Raw genomic sequence first — 14,129 nt, 5'->3', positions numbered from 1 at the left:
TATTTCGGGGTTCGCAATTGCTATTTCGGGGTTCGCAATTGCTATTTCGGGGTTCACATTTATTGATTTTGTGATTACTGTTGCTGATTGTACTTATTCTCAAACAACAAATCGATATGACAAATAAGTAAAAACACAGGCAAACTCGTAATTATTTCGTTGAACTTTTAATGAAATAAATCCATAAAACTACCCATCTCAGGCAAAAGGATACTCCACTATGTTGAAAAAGGAATTATTAAAAAAGGATGTGTTATGTCTTTAAAAACTCGTGGTTCTGCTGCTATTGACAAAGCCCAACTTCGTCTCGCCTTGCTTAAATCTATTGATGAAAATCTGGATTTAGGACATGGGTTAACCATTGAAGCTTACAGTCACTTAATCAACGCTACCCGTGCTGTGCTAGAAGCTAATAATACGCTGGTTTCCAATCTAGAAGAATCGCGTAAAACAGTAACCCAGATGGATAAAGCTCTTTCCGAAATGTCTGAACGAATGCTAAGTGGAGTTGCAACTGTCTACGGCAGAAGCAGTATAGAGTATTCTAAGGCTGGCGGCTCCAATCGAAAACGAAGTAAACAATCTAGTTCACAAGTTACTCCAGTTGTAGCAGTTCTTACTACTCAGCCTACTCAAGCCGCAATTACGAATGCCTCAACTAACGGTAATGGCAGAACTCCTTTGCTGCAATAATTCACCTAGCTTGAAAATGGGAGTAGGGGTGTTAAATTAGTACTGTAGGGTGCGTTAGGATGAAATCAGTAACTCACCATTCGTAACGATTTGGTGCCGTACTTTCGCTGATAAAACAACGCCAGTGACGCTCCTGCGTCGCTACCGTTACGCTACCGCTCAAGTCGGTAAACCCGCCCACGCGACTGGCTCCCCTACGTATCTTTTCAAAAATCAAATAGTAGTCCCATAATAAGGGTTTAAATTTATCTAAGCTCCATATATAAATTGTTGCTTTCCAGAAAGATGACAATAACTTGTCACCAATACATACGGAAGCGAATCACTAGGTTTGATCACAATAATTTGTCACAATGACATTAATCTGTCACCGACGACAAATAATTAGTCACTGTACACTTGATTTATGTCAAACTTTAGTGTTGAGTAATACTTTCATCAAAGCCGATGATGGGATTTGAACCCACGGCCTGCTGATTACGAATCAGCTGCTCTACCACTGAGCCACATCGGCGTACACAATCTAGGAGTATAACATGATTTAATCATGGTAGATCAAAATCGCAAAAATCGCCTTAACCCTGAACAATACGCCAGCCTCAAAGCAGAAATAGCCGCTCCTTATCGCGGCTTACGACAATTTATCTACATCGCTTTCGGTGCTTCTGGCTCGATTGGCGCATTCGTCTTTTTTTTCCAAGTGCTTGCCGGACGGAATGTTGAGAGTGCAATGCCTAGTTTAGCTCTCCAAGTAGGAATCGTTGCCCTAATGGTCTTCCTTTGGCGCTGGGAACAGCGTCGGCAACCACGCCCACAATCGGGTAAAAATTCTAATTCTTGAAGGGAGAAATTTTAGTTATTAATTTTTTATTGCTTTCTTTTTATATATCTTTATATTCTTCAAGTTTATTAATGCTTTGATGAACATGAAAATATCAAAAGAGAAAAAGTAAAAAAATTATTGGAAAATTTCAAAAAGCAAAAATTTTTGATAAACTAGAAGTCGTTGAAACGGGGTCAGCCAATATAAAGACCCTGATTATAAAACCAATCACATTCAAATGGGGTCAGCTATATTTCAAGACCCCAAATTTTGTGTTTAAAAAACCTAAAATTAAAAAACTCACAACATTGGATGCGCCAGACTGATAATTTGTTAGTCTGGCGCTTCCAATTTACTAATTAGTACAGCACGGCGGAAATAAACCACCCCTTCAAAATGTCTGAAACCCTTGCAAAAACGTAATTACGAATTACGAATTATGCATAGCAGTACCAGGCATTTACTGAACTGTTACCAAATAGGATGAAGGAATTGGTTGGGCACGTCCAGCATTGACGAGTGCCTGGTAAACAAAGGCAGCAACTTCGGCTCTAGTCGCTTCCCGATTAGGATTGAGTTGCTTCGCTGTGGGATAGTTTATCACTAGTTGCCGTGCAGTTGCCGCAGCAACAGGAGCGATCGCATAATTAGGAATCTGGGCAGCATCGGTATAAAAGGAAACGACATTTTGATTATTTGCAGTTAAGCCCAAACCATTAGCTAAAGCTACTAACGCCTGCACTCTTGGAATTTGCTGCTGTGGCTTAAAAGTGCCATCAGGATAACCAGAAACAAATTCACTTTGGTAAGCAGATTGAATTGCAGCGTAAGCCCAGAAATTGCTTGCTACATCCTTAAATTTAATTGCAGTGCGTTTGGTTGGTGGTGTTAGGGCTTTAGTGACAATAGTGGCGAATTGAGCGCGGGTCACAGGATCATTGGGTTTAAAGCTGCCATCAGGAAAACCAGCAATAATATTTTGGGAGGCTAAAGCTTCGATGTATGTTTTTGCCCAGTAATTTGCTGGCACATCTTTAAATGCGACAGTTCCTCCAGGGGGTACGTTAACAGTTGCGGCAACAAAATCTACTGAGCCAAAAATCTTTTTCTGATCGATATCGTTGCCAACAGCGACAATTTGACCGCTTTTAGTGGCGTTGTTCACATCATAACGAGTGTTATTGCGAATAAGATTTCCACCAGGATTTTCGTTGGTGCCAAGGTCGGGTAAAGCGTTGACAGTCGCTACTACACCATCCCGCTTATTGTTCTGAATGACATTCTTACGCAATACGGGCTTGGCAGACTCTGAGATATAAAGACCATCTTGGTTTTGGACGATTTGGTTTTCCACAATTTGGGGTGTGGAAGTGCCACCGATCGCTAGACCAAAACCAGTATCCTGAAATAAGTTATTCCTGATTTGTCCTTGGGCAGTTCTAGTAATTGAAATCCCATTCCCTTTGTTTTGCACAAAGAGATTACTTTCAATAGTGGGATTGCCTGTACCCGTAACAAAAACACCCTCTCTGACACTGTTAGTAAAAGTACTGTTTTTGATAATCGGATTAGTTGACTCCACCCACACAGCCGTACCCCGACTATTTGGGTTGGTGACGGTGACACCTGCGATCGTGGTATCTTGGTCGGCAAGGATGGTAATGTCCTGTCTGGCAAAGGTGCGACTAGTGTAGAAACCTCCACCTGTAATCAATATCCCCTGACCTTTAGTAGCTTCATCACCCCGCAGTGTCACCCCTGATTTCAGCAACAACGGGAAGGTTTCGCCACTTTCCTGGTTATAGTTCCCAGGTGCTAATTGAATAACTGCACCTGGTTGGGCTTGACTGAGAGCGAAACTGATGCTTTTGTAGGGTGCAGTTGACGTTGTACCAGCACCAGCACTATCTGTACCATTTGCTGGATTAACGTAAATCGCTGCGGCTGTTGCGGGAGCTTGCGCTGTGAGAGTTGGGGCGATACCTTGTGAATGAGTAGCACCAGCATTAACCTCATCAGGTAGTAGTATTGACCCACTAGAGACAACCAGCATTGCCGTTAGTCCGGCTCCCACGCGTAAAGTATATCTGAGATGACGGCTAGAAAGAAGGCGAAAAATCTCCGCTAGAGAAATGTAAAAACCCCGGTATTTCATTTTTTGAGTCTGTGATGTGCTGAATTACAGTGTGTCGAACAAGGTTAAAGGTAGCAGCCTTGTAGCTGCTGTAAAACCCATGCAAAACTATACTGGATGATTAGCACTGATTCAGCTAAATTCCTTAGATAGATCACAGAACTTATACATTAGTTATATTATTTTATTTAGAAAATTCTACTAGTACACTGTAGCGGAAGTTTGCCTACCTTTAACAAGGGGATTTTGTCCCAAGTTTTTAGCCGGATTGGTAATATTATTTTGGATCAAATTAGTCAAGTTATTTATACACCGTCTTAAAGAGCAGATCGGCAGGCTTTGCGAGCAGCTTTGGTACTTTCTGCGAGTCAAGACGGGCAGGTGCCGCTCATCGAAATTATTAAGAATTATCCCACAAATAAAGTAGAAGTTGATGGCGATCGCTTGCAGGGTGCGTACCGTCAACTCCGCCGTTTGCAGACAAGCTTACAAGATTTATTAGGTGTTTAGTAAGCTAAAGTTTCTAAAGTTTCTCTTAAATACCTCTGTACCTGCTGTTCCAAGCGAATTCCCTCTAATTGAGCATCGCGTTCTAGTTGCCAGCGTTGAAAACCGGAACTAGTGGAGATTGCACATTTGAGGCTATACCAAATTTTAGTATCAGCAGAAAATTGGCGATCGCTAGAAGCTGGAATTTGAGCCATAGTTTCTCATTCCTTTATTTTAACTTCAACGGTAATTGGGAATTGGGAATTGGGCATCCCTTCGGCTTACCTCGGCTTCGCTCAGCACAAGTCGCTCAGGGCAAGTGGGCATGGGGCATTGGTTATTAATTCATCTCCCCCTGCTCTCTCTGCTCCTCTGCTACTTATTTATAGCCCTTTTAAGTAAAATAATATACTTATATGGACTGCTACGAATTTGTATTAATCCTAAACAAAGATTCCAACAACCGGGGCACGATTTGATTAACCCGTACTCCTAAAATTGTAAAATCCTGCTTAATCTTTTCTAAAGATAATGGCTCTATGCCAGCGAATTCTGTGTCATTAGTCACTAAAACTCGCATTATACTCACAGGTATTTGTAAAAATAGATTGCTGCCCAAAAATGCTAACCCTGCAAGCACTAGTGCAACACTGCGCCATTGTGGGAGAAATTTAGCTGAATTTGCTACTAATGGGGCAATTTGGTAAAGCTGCCACAGCACCCAAACCGACAATACTGCTGCTACTAATGCCAGGATACGATTTAACTTTGTATTAATTAAACAGAGAATTTTTCGCTGCCGCTCGGTCAGATTTTCTGGCTTTAGGGCTATTCCTAAAAGAGCAAATATATAAAAAGGGCGACGCAACTGCATCCATAACAAAGGGAGAATACCAATGGCAGCAACTAAAAATAGCTCCATCCAGACTGGTAAAAACGGCTCGCCTACAGACAGGAAGAATAAGCAGAGTACTAAAAAAACAGGCAATGTCGCCAATCCAGCGACGTGAATCCACAAAATAGGTTCAGAGCGAAATGAATGCATATATAAAAAGTTATGAGTTAAGAGTTAGGAGTTAGGAATTAGCAGCTTTTAACTCCTAACTCCTAATTTATTACTCCTAACTTCTAACCATTTTACCCTCAACACTACCTTGTTAAGGTGAGAGTGCGGCGCTTCGTAACCATCTGATAGGCTTCGATGATGTCACCATCAACCCAATCATTGAATTTATCTATGCCGACACCGCATTCATAACCAGCATTGACCTCACGGGTATCTTCTTTCATCCGTTTTAGGGAGTCAAGGACGCCTTCATAGATCACCTTACCGCCGCGTCGCACTCTGACTTTACAGTTGCGAACTAGCTTGCCAGATTGAACGTAGCAACCAGCAACCGCACCACGACCGACTGGGAAGACGGCACGTACTTCGGTTTGACCCAAGGGTTCTTCTACCAACTCTGGTTCCAAAAGACCTTCCAAGGCATCTTGGATATCTTCCAGGAGTTTGTAGATCACGTTGTATTCACGAACATCTACACCAGCTTCATCGGCGGCTTGTCTAGCGCCACTAGCGAAGGTGGTGTTGAAGCCAATAATTACAGCGTTACTGGCAGCTGCTAAGTCGATATCTGTCTCGGTGATTTCCCCAGCAGTAGCCAATAGCATCCGAATTTGGACTTCGTTTTGGGGGATTTGCTTGAGCGCTCCCACAATGGCTTCCACGGAACCTTGTACGTCTCCTTTCAAGATTAAGTTGAGTTCTTTCAACTCGCCTTCTTGTGCTTGAGCCGACAGGGTTGTAAGGGTAACACGACCTTGTAACAAACGGGATAGGCGTTGTCTGTCTGCGCGATCGCTAGCGAGTGCTCTGGCTTCTTTTTCGTTGTAGAATACCTCGAATTCGTCGCCTGCTGCTGGCACATCACTTAAACCTAGTACCTCGACGGCAAAGGAAGGAGAAGCAATGTCTACTCTCTTACCTCTGTCATCCACCATCGCCCGGACTTTACCGAAAGCCGAGCCAGCTACCAGGATATCTCCCACATGCAGGGTGCCATTCTGAATTAGCAGGGTAGCAACTGCTCCCTTGGCTTTATCCAGATGTGCTTCAATTACAGTTCCTTTGGCGGTACGATCTGGGTTGGCAGATAGTTCTGCAACCTCTGCTACCAACAAAATCATCTCTAAGAGCGTATCCAGGTTTTCACCCCTGATGGCGCTCACGGGAACCATGATTGTCTCACCACCCCAGTCTTCTGAGGTCAAACCATACTGGGTGAGTTCTTGTTTAACGCGCTCTGGCTGTGCCCCTTCTTTGTCAATTTTGTTGATTGCAACAACAATTGGCACTCCCGCAGCTTGGGCGTGGCTAATGGCTTCAATGGTTTGAGGACGGACACCATCATCAGCAGCTACTACCAACACGGCAATGTCTGTTACCCGCGCTCCTCTGGCCCGCATTGCTGTAAAGGCTTCGTGTCCAGGGGTATCTAGGAAGACTATCTGCTGTGGTTTGCCCTCGTGTACTACATCCACATGGTATGCACCAATGTGTTGAGTAATACCGCCAGCTTCGCCAGCAGCCACTTTTGTTTTGCGGATTGAGTCGAGCAGGGTTGTTTTACCGTGGTCTACGTGACCCATAATTGTCACGACTGGCGGACGGCGGTGGAGATATTCTAGGTCTTCTGCACCGACCATTTCCGTAATTTTCCGAGCTTCTGCTTCTCGCTCGGCGGTTTCGACTTCTATTTCTAGTTCTTTTCCTACCAAGGTAATTGTGGGAATATCCAGATTTTGGGTGATACTCACCGCCATGCCTTTGAGGAACAGGATTTTAACAATCTCTGTATCGGGAACGGCTAAAACGTCAGCCAGTTCTTGCACAGTCAACGGGCCTGTTATCACGACCTTTTCGGGACGGTCACGCTTTGTATCGGCTTCTTGTTGGCGACGGTTATTGTGATGGTCACGGCCAGAACCAGACTTAGAACCAGGCTTTCTACTTCCTCTAGCAGTTGGGGCGCTAGCAAGGCTTGCACCTGGCATCTGCACAGGTCGGGTCGCTTTGGGTTTAGGAGGACGCGCAATGGAAAGGCTGACTTGGACGGTGGCTGGTGAGTCTAGATCGTCATCATCTAGCAAATCTTCTTCAAACTCATCATCCAGTATCGGTTTGATCCGCTTACCTTTAACGCCAGCTTTAGCCTTCTCTTTAACTTCGTCAATTATTTCCTCTTCTACCCACTTTTTGCCGCCTTTGGTGGGGCGAGGTGGACTTGGGCGTTTCAAATCGAGGAGATCGGGTGCGACAACTGGCTCATCACCTAATCCTTGAGATTTGCCCGCTATTCCTGACATTTGCCTGGGTGGAGTAGCGATCGGCATTGCGGCTGCTACTGCTTCACCAGGACGTGCTGGCCTGGGTCGTTGCCCCTCTCCTACTTGTGATGGTGCAGATGGTCTATTGCCCCTCTGCTCTGGTCTGGTGGGTGCAGGGGTAGGTCGAGCCTGTCTTTGTGGTGCAGATTGCACAGACTGGTCAGTTGGCAGTTTAGCAACTCTTGGCTTAATTTGTTCGCGATCGCCTTCGACGGGCCGTTGCCGTTGGTCGCGTTTGAGGATCGGTTTGTCTGCCTGAGATACTTGCTCATCTGCCACCTCGGCAACTTCTGCCGCCGGTCTTGCCGGAGGGGCAACTAGTTGCGGTTTGATCGGTTTTTCCGCTTTCGGTCTGGGTGGAACTATTTTTTCCGGTTTTTGGGATGCTATTTTTTCCGGTGCCTGATTTGTATTAGGCGTTTGTTCCAAGTCTGTGACAGGAGGTTGCTCTTGAGTCTCAGATTGAGTCCGGGGCACAGGTCGAGTTGGTGCTGCCGGTTTCATGGGTGAGACTGGTGTAGCGAAAGGCCGTGGAGGAGAGGGAGGATTAGCTTCAGACAAGGCAGCTTGGGTATTGGTAGCAACTGACGCCTCTGGGGCGTTGGAGGTAGTATTTCTCAATATTTTGGGTTTGCGTATTTCCAAAATTTGCTGTTTGTGAGGTGCAGCAGGTCGGGCAGATCCGCCGTTTGGTGCTGAGTTTGCTTTATAGCTGGTTGTACGTAGTTCCTTTTTGGCAAAGACATTCGTCGCTGCGAGTTTTTCCGCAGCCGTGCGGATGCTTTCTGCCTCGGATTCTGAAATCGTACTACTATGGCTTTTGACCGCAATATCGAGCTGGTCGCAAATTGCTAGTAGCTCTTTGTTATCCAAATTCAATTCCTTTGATAATTCATAGATTCTAACTTTGCCGTTGTTCATCCACTCTTCCCCTTTAATTTACAGTTTTAGCGGATGGTTGCCTGGGAGTGCGACATCTCCATCCTTGGATTACTGTTTTTAGACTGCCGTTCAGTTTTTGCCGGTGCCTCCAATCAGGAAAGAGAGATGTTTCGGTTTAATAATGGCATCCCCACCAGGAATGATGGTTGAGGGACACCCATAAAAATTTTTTAAATAAAAGATTTTTATAGGAACCCCTGACGCCGAACTGCGCCTGAGCGCTACCAGGTTGCCATTTTGTAGTTTCTTGTTTTGGTGATTCTGAGCCTTCCACAACACAATCGATTACATCTTGTTCTGAGATTCTTGCCTCGCCCCTCTTAATTATTGGAGAGCCGAATGCCTTTTACACCCATTTACTATTTTGGCACTAACCTTAACGATCAACAGAGGGTGTCATGAAAGCGCGACTTCGGCTTTCCCACAATTCCTCTGGTGATAACGTCACAAAGTTGTTCCAATTAAATTTGGTTTTGGGTATTGCTCTGGGCTAGACGTTGCAACAAGCTTTGGTACAGTGTTTCTGGCACTGATGCATGTAGCGATCGCCCTAGTCGATTTTTTTTTTGAGCTGCTTGTAGGCAACTCGTTTGCGGACAAATATAGGCAGAACGCCCCATGCCCTGATCTAATTGTACCTTTCCCGATGGAAAGACGCGGACAATCCGCCAAAACTCATCTTTTGACCCTACTTTCCGGCAACTAATACAGCGCCGATAATTTGGTTTCATCGCTTCTGTGTGATCTCAGTCCAGCATTCTGGATGTAAAAAGAAGTTTATTATTACTATTTTTTACTTATACCAAGTAGCTTTTGAGAAAATAATCCAAGAGACTGATACTATAATATTCATTCTACAGTATCAAAACTTTACAAATTTAATCAATTATTCATCATCGTCATTGTCAAAAGTATTCTCCTCTTCTAATCCGTCCTGATTTTCATCCTCGAATTCTTCCTCAAAGTCAAGATCGTCTTCCTCTGATTCCTCTGATTGATATTTTGTTCTTACAGCCATAAATTTGGCATCTTCTCCTGCATAGTCGTACTTAGCTTTGTCTTTGATGTCTATTTTCCAACCAGTCAGACGGGCTGCCAAACGGACATTTTGTCCTTCTTTGCCTATGGCTAAACTCAATTGGTCTTCAGCCACTAGTACGTGAGTTTGCCGCGATTCTGGATCCATCAGGCGTACTTCATCTACCCTTGCTGGACTTAAAGCATTAGCGATATATGTTGCTGGGTCTGGCGACCAGCGAATTACATCTATTTTTTCACCGCGTAATTCGTTGACTACCACTTGAATTCGCGATCCCCTGGCTCCAATACAAGCGCCTACTGGGTCTACATCGCGATCAAGGGTATCTACTGCTATTTTAGTCCGGGGGCCTACATAACGGGAAGGGGGGTTTGCCTCCCTGGCTACGGCAACAATCCGTACCACTTCATCTTCGATTTCTGGAACTTCGTTGGCAAACAGATAAACCACTAAACCAGCATCGGCGCGAGACACAAGCAATTGTGGCCCTCGTTGCTGACCTTGGGAGACTTTTTTGAGATATACCTTGAAGGTGGCATTTGCCCGATAATTATCGTTGGGTAGCTGTTCCCGCTTCGGTAATTCGGCTTCTACTTCTGGCTGACCAAAGCCACTGCTAACTGCCAGAACTACTGATTGCCGCTCAAACCGCAGAACTCTTGCTTGTAGGACAGTTCCTTCCAAATCTTGGAACTCTTCTTGCACCATTTGGCGCTGTTGATCCCGTAATTTTTGCGCCAGTACCTGCTTGGTTTGCATCGCCGCCATCCGACCAAACTCTCCTTGATCGGGGGTCACATCCAGCACTACAGAGTCCCCTAACTGCGCTTCGGGAGCTACTTGTTGAACTTCATCTAGGGAAATTTGGTGGTCTGTATTATTGACTGCTTCGACAATGGTTTTGGTGGAAAGAACGCGAAATCCTTCTCCTTCAATATCGAGTTCTACTTCAAAATTCTCAAAATAATCTTCATCAAACTGTTTGCGTTCTAAATTTTGGGCGCGGCGATAACGTTCGTAGCCTTTAAGTAGTGCTTCTCTTATAGCTGATTGAACTGCAAGACGGGGTAAATTCCGCTCGCGGCTTATACTTTCAATTAATTCTTTTAATCCAGGTAAAGTAACCATTGACATAAGCAATCTCCTTTAAAAATTAGGGACTAGGGACTGGAGACTGGAGACTGGGGACTGAAAATTACGCATTAGAGCCAGAGATTAGAGAATAGCTTTACACTAGTCCCTAACCTCTAGCTCCTAGCCTTTAACCTTGAGCCAAGGTGCTTTAGTCTCTAACTCCTAAGCCTTAGCCCTTTGTTTATCGGCGCTCGTCTAGCTGCACCTTAGTAATTAGGGAGCGGGGAATTTCGACTACACGACCTTTTTGGTTTAAGTAAAGTGCTGTCTCATCCCGGCGAATCAACTGACCAATCCACTCTTGTTGTCCGTCGTAGGGTGGCGTTGTGGAGATGATGACAGGAAATCCTTTAAAGGAAATAAACTCCCTGTCTGTTACCAGTTGCCGTGAAATCCCAGGACTAGAAACTTCCAAGACATAGGCATCTGGAACGATTTGGGCAGCATCTAAAGAGGCTTCTAAAGCACGGCTCATCCTCTCACAATCATTTAACCCAGTGTCTTGCTCAGGATTGCGAATGTCTACCCGCAACACTGGTGGACTTTGGTTAGTGTGAAAAACCACGCCAACTACTTCCAATCCCAGTTCTTCTGCCACTGGTGTCGCCAAATCAATAATTTGTGGAACTAAAGGATGAGCCATGAGAAAATTCAATAAAAAAAGTGGGCACTGACCCACTTCCTGCGATATGGATATCTTCCAAGAAGTCTTGTGACGAACCAATGATGATTCGCCTAATTCGAGTTTAGCGCATTTCTTTTATAGTCGTGCATTGGGCATTGGGCACTTGTACTCTCGCACTTGTGCCGAGCCTTGGGAGAGCGTAGCCGTAAAGCCTGCGGCATAGCTACGCTTAGGGCGAAGCCTCTTCTTCGAGTTGGGCAAAGCCGAGGTACTTGTACTCTCGCACTTGTACTGAGCGTAGTCGAAGTAAGTCGAAGTATTGGGCATTGGGCAATAATTAATAGTTCTTCTCTTCCTGCTTCCCCTGCTCCCTCATCTTTTGACTACTGCTGGAACTGATACTTGTGCTCGTAGCTGCCTGGTTTGCTCGATAATTTGGTCTATGTCTTCTTGGGACAAACGCTGAACGTAGTTGAGTTTGATTTCCTCTAAGAAGTCAAAAAGTAAACTCTGAATTTCTGAAAGTACGTGTTTTTCTTTGATTTCAGATCCCAAGGCGTCAGTGAAGCTTTGTACAAGTTGACTGGTGAGTTTTGCGCCCACAGGGTCTTCAACAGCGCTAACTAAAGTTTTGTAAAGATTAGTTGTGATTTGGGTTGCCAGTTGTTCGCTTAACTGGGTTTGGGCTTGTCCCACGCCAGGGAGGTTCTGGAGGTTACGGTAGACTGGGACTTGATGGAAGACGGTTTCGATGTTGTGGCGCAAAATGGCTACGATCGCAGGTTGGATATCGGGTAGCACTCGGTAAACAATTGTTTTTATCAAAAGACCTGCGATCGCTTCCACTTCATTCACATTATTAATATCTATGTAGGGACGTAAATTTTCGTGTTGCGAGAGCCACCTCATTAACTCACCTCGCTGAATTGAACCCTGAACCTGATTAATTACCCTCACCACGACAATTTCTGTCAGTTCTTCGGCAAAATTAGCGACAATCCCTTGATTAATTTGCTTTCGCACTGGATGCAGATTCAATAACCGCGCTTGATCGAGGCGAATTAATACTGGTATGATTCGCAACCACCGCCAAAATGGTATTAGTAAAAATAAATCGTACCAACGCCACAATAATGCTTCCAACCAGCTAAAACCAGGATGTTGACGTCTGAGCAAGAAGGTACGCCCCAGCAATTCTACGCCAAATAAAATCACAAAGGGTAAGTCAATAATCCAGAAATTATCAACAAATTCGCCATTTTCACCGATTTGGCGGTAGTAGTTAGAGGCAATCAAAGGGCGGATGCTCTTGTTAAAAAAATTAATTTCTTCAACCCAACCATTTTGTGATAGGTAAGGCTGACTCCAAAAAGTGCCAAAGGACTGTTTTGCAGATTCATTACCGATGTGCGATCGCATCCGCTTTTTGATTTTTTCCAGAGTCCCACTCTTATTCACTCCCGCAAACGGGTTACTGTCAATCATCTCGCTGCTAAGACGCCTTATTTCATCTAGTCTGCTATTTACCTGAGAAGACTCTAACCCTGTTTGCCTGACTTGTTCTTCTAATGCGTCTATCGTTTCTAGATAACTTTTTGTGTCTCGATGGGGTTCAATACCTTTTATTGGGTCATAAATCTGAATAATTTGGGGAAGTTTTCGCAAGTAGAAATCTCGCCAAGGTACGTAACTTAAATCAAACAAAACTAAACCTAAATTTACTGTGGCAGTAATTGCCATAATTCTTTCAAACCAAAGATTTCTCTGCTTAGGAGATTCTATATTCTTCATATTTTGTCATATATTATACATTTACTTGATGTTTTGAATATAACTCTTTCATTTATTAATTTTCGGCTCTTTCCAATCAATTGCAGCGATTTGCAGTTAAGTAAACCCAGTAAGAGCGCACAAATGTGCGTTGGCGTCAGACTTAACTGAAATCGGCGGTTAAAACCCCCTCTGTTCGGGTAGCGTCTCCAAGCCCTGCCTCTAAGTTGACACAGGTGACAGATGTATGCACTACTATAATTTAGTGTTCAAGGGGTGGATTCGATTCAAATGATAACTGCTGTATCTCTGCTAATACAAGATACTTCTTTTGATGGATGACACGAATTATTTTTTATAATGCAAGTTAAATTTTACAAAAATAAATCACAAATTATTCAAAAAACATTAAAAAATAGCAAAAAAAGTTATTAAACAAACTTAAAATGCAGCTGTTAACATTTATAATCCTGCTGATTTAACTCAAAGGAGTTTTAAGTATGTGGTGTGGGTTTGGAAAATCAAGCGCGAACTTTGCTGTTACTTGCCTGATAACGGCTAGCGTCGTAATTGCAGACACAGGTTTCGCAGCCTCTCAACGTAGCTATACCCCCCAGCAATTCCGTGCTGTGTTGCGAGGGTTAGGCTATAACGTCAAGGTAACAAATGGTGCTTTGACGGATGACCAAACTAAAAAGGCAATTCGTGAATTACAGACGGGTTATAAGCTAAAACCAGTTGATGGGATAGCAGGACCAAAAACCCAAGCTTATGCTGCTAACATCATTCAAATTCTGCACACAAATTTGAATGCAGTAGTAAAGCCAAATCCTCCTCTCCCGCGCGATCATTTTTATGGTACTCGCACAGAAGAAGTGGTGAAGGAGTATCAGAAGAAATATCAGTTGCAAGAAACTGGAATTGCTAATTTAGCACTGCGCCAAAAGCTGAATGAAGAAGCAAAAACAGTCTTCAGTCAGCCGACAGCTAAACCAACTCCTGCACCAACAGGTAGACCAAGAACAGATAGACCAAGAACTAGACCGACGGCTACGCCAACAGCTACACCGACAGCTACGCCAACAGCTACACC

12 protein-coding genes, 1 tRNA gene and 1 pseudogene are annotated in these 14,129 nt (G+C 44.1%); 4 read left to right on the top strand and 10 right to left on the bottom strand.

All coding sequences use genetic code 11. From position 1 onward, the window contains the following. Nucleotides 1-255 precede the first annotated feature (255 nt). Nucleotides 256-693, top strand: a complete 438-nt coding sequence (locus tag ACFFAP_RS27115) for a hypothetical protein (protein ID WP_375514131.1) — start codon at nucleotides 256-258, stop codon at nucleotides 691-693. A gap of 73 nt (nucleotides 694-766) precedes the next feature. Here ACFFAP_RS27115 and ACFFAP_RS27110 read toward each other — a convergent pair whose 3' ends face one another. After that, the gene (locus ACFFAP_RS27110; RefSeq protein WP_375514130.1) at nucleotides 767-985 is read right to left on the bottom strand and encodes a hypothetical protein; all 219 of its coding nucleotides are present in this window, start codon (nucleotides 983-985) and stop codon (nucleotides 767-769) included. A gap of 150 nt (nucleotides 986-1,135) precedes the next feature. Next, nucleotides 1,136-1,207 (bottom strand) — tRNA-Thr (locus tag ACFFAP_RS27105). Nucleotides 1,208-1,240: 33 nt separating this feature from the next. Between ACFFAP_RS27105 and ACFFAP_RS27100 the strand changes: the two genes are divergently transcribed. Next, nucleotides 1,241-1,534, top strand: a complete 294-nt coding sequence (locus ACFFAP_RS27100; protein WP_375514129.1) for a DUF3493 domain-containing protein — start codon at nucleotides 1,241-1,243, stop codon at nucleotides 1,532-1,534. A gap of 442 nt (nucleotides 1,535-1,976) precedes the next feature. On the opposite strand, the gene ACFFAP_RS27095 is transcribed toward ACFFAP_RS27100, so the two are convergent. Then, nucleotides 1,977-3,671 (bottom strand): DUF1565 domain-containing protein, encoded by a 1,695-nt coding sequence (locus ACFFAP_RS27095; protein ID WP_375514128.1) that lies wholly within the window; start codon nucleotides 3,669-3,671, stop codon nucleotides 1,977-1,979. A gap of 315 nt (nucleotides 3,672-3,986) precedes the next feature. Between ACFFAP_RS27095 and ACFFAP_RS27090 the strand changes: the two are divergent. Next, nucleotides 3,987-4,160, top strand: a pseudogene (locus ACFFAP_RS27090) (alpha/beta hydrolase); the annotation flags it as partial. Here the strand turns inward: ACFFAP_RS27090 and ACFFAP_RS27085 are convergent. The 7 genes from ACFFAP_RS27085 to ACFFAP_RS27055 all read right to left on the bottom strand — a co-directional run bounded on the left by ACFFAP_RS27085 (nucleotide 4,157) and on the right by ACFFAP_RS27055 (nucleotide 13,057). Further along, a complete protein-coding gene (locus ACFFAP_RS27085) occupies nucleotides 4,157-4,354 on the bottom strand; it encodes a hypothetical protein (protein ID WP_375514127.1) in 198 nt (65 codons plus the stop codon). The pseudogene ACFFAP_RS27090 and the gene ACFFAP_RS27085 overlap by 4 nt on opposite strands. Nucleotides 4,355-4,563: 209 nt before the next feature. Beyond that, nucleotides 4,564-5,184: a low-complexity tail membrane protein gene (locus ACFFAP_RS27080; protein ID WP_375514126.1), complete on the bottom strand. Its 621-nt coding sequence runs from the start codon at nucleotides 5,182-5,184 to the stop codon at nucleotides 4,564-4,566. 104 nt (nucleotides 5,185-5,288) lie between these two features. After that, the gene (gene infB / locus ACFFAP_RS27075; RefSeq protein ID WP_375514125.1) at nucleotides 5,289-8,447 is read right to left on the bottom strand and encodes a translation initiation factor IF-2; all 3,159 of its coding nucleotides are present in this window, start codon (nucleotides 8,445-8,447) and stop codon (nucleotides 5,289-5,291) included. 482 nt (nucleotides 8,448-8,929) lie between these two features. After that, a complete protein-coding gene (locus tag ACFFAP_RS27070) occupies nucleotides 8,930-9,199 on the bottom strand; it encodes a YlxR family protein (protein WP_229482756.1) in 270 nt (89 codons plus the stop codon). Between the two features lie 155 nt (nucleotides 9,200-9,354). Continuing rightward, on the bottom strand, nucleotides 9,355-10,641 hold the full coding sequence (gene nusA / locus ACFFAP_RS27065) for a transcription termination factor NusA (protein WP_375514124.1): 1,287 nt from the start codon (nucleotides 10,639-10,641) through the stop codon (nucleotides 9,355-9,357). 181 nt (nucleotides 10,642-10,822) lie between these two features. After that, nucleotides 10,823-11,284, bottom strand: coding sequence for a ribosome maturation factor RimP (rimP, locus tag ACFFAP_RS27060; RefSeq protein WP_229558718.1), 462 nt, complete (start codon nucleotides 11,282-11,284; stop codon nucleotides 10,823-10,825). Nucleotides 11,285-11,638: 354 nt separating this feature from the next. Next, nucleotides 11,639-13,057 carry a hypothetical protein gene (locus tag ACFFAP_RS27055; RefSeq protein WP_375514123.1) on the bottom strand — a complete coding sequence of 473 codons (1,419 nt, stop codon included), beginning with the start codon at nucleotides 13,055-13,057 and terminating at the stop codon, nucleotides 11,639-11,641. A gap of 479 nt (nucleotides 13,058-13,536) precedes the next feature. On the opposite strand from ACFFAP_RS27055, the gene ACFFAP_RS27050 reads away from it, so the two are divergent. Then, nucleotides 13,537-14,129 (top strand): peptidoglycan-binding protein (locus ACFFAP_RS27050; protein ID WP_375514122.1); only part of this gene is annotated, 593 nt, incomplete at its 3' end.

Origin of the sequence: uncultured Nostoc sp., from assembly GCF_964245575.1 — a bacterium.
Taxonomy (GTDB): Bacteria; Cyanobacteriota; Cyanobacteriia; order Cyanobacteriales; family Nostocaceae; genus Nostoc.
This window is presented reverse-complemented; position numbering and strand designations above follow the sequence as displayed.

Excerpts from the sequence above, each read along its gene's own strand:
- ACFFAP_RS27115 (WP_375514131.1), top strand. The coding sequence starts at position 256 with ATGTCTTTAAAAACTCGTGGTTCTGCTGCTATTGACAAAGCCCAACTT.
- ACFFAP_RS27100 (WP_375514129.1), top strand. The coding sequence starts at position 1,241 with ATGGTAGATCAAAATCGCAAAAATCGCCTTAACCCTGAACAATACGCC.
- ACFFAP_RS27095 (WP_375514128.1), bottom strand. The coding sequence starts at position 3,671 with ATGAAATACCGGGGTTTTTACATTTCTCTAGCGGAGATTTTTCGCCTT.
- ACFFAP_RS27085 (WP_375514127.1), bottom strand. The coding sequence starts at position 4,354 with ATGGCTCAAATTCCAGCTTCTAGCGATCGCCAATTTTCTGCTGATACT.
- ACFFAP_RS27080 (WP_375514126.1), bottom strand. The coding sequence starts at position 5,184 with ATGCATTCATTTCGCTCTGAACCTATTTTGTGGATTCACGTCGCTGGA.
- infB (WP_375514125.1), bottom strand. The coding sequence starts at position 8,447 with ATGAACAACGGCAAAGTTAGAATCTATGAATTATCAAAGGAATTGAAT.
- ACFFAP_RS27070 (WP_229482756.1), bottom strand. The coding sequence starts at position 9,199 with ATGAAACCAAATTATCGGCGCTGTATTAGTTGCCGGAAAGTAGGGTCA.
- nusA (WP_375514124.1), bottom strand. The coding sequence starts at position 10,641 with ATGTCAATGGTTACTTTACCTGGATTAAAAGAATTAATTGAAAGTATA.
- rimP (WP_229558718.1), bottom strand. The coding sequence starts at position 11,284 with ATGGCTCATCCTTTAGTTCCACAAATTATTGATTTGGCGACACCAGTG.
- ACFFAP_RS27055 (WP_375514123.1), bottom strand. The coding sequence starts at position 13,057 with ATGAAGAATATAGAATCTCCTAAGCAGAGAAATCTTTGGTTTGAAAGA.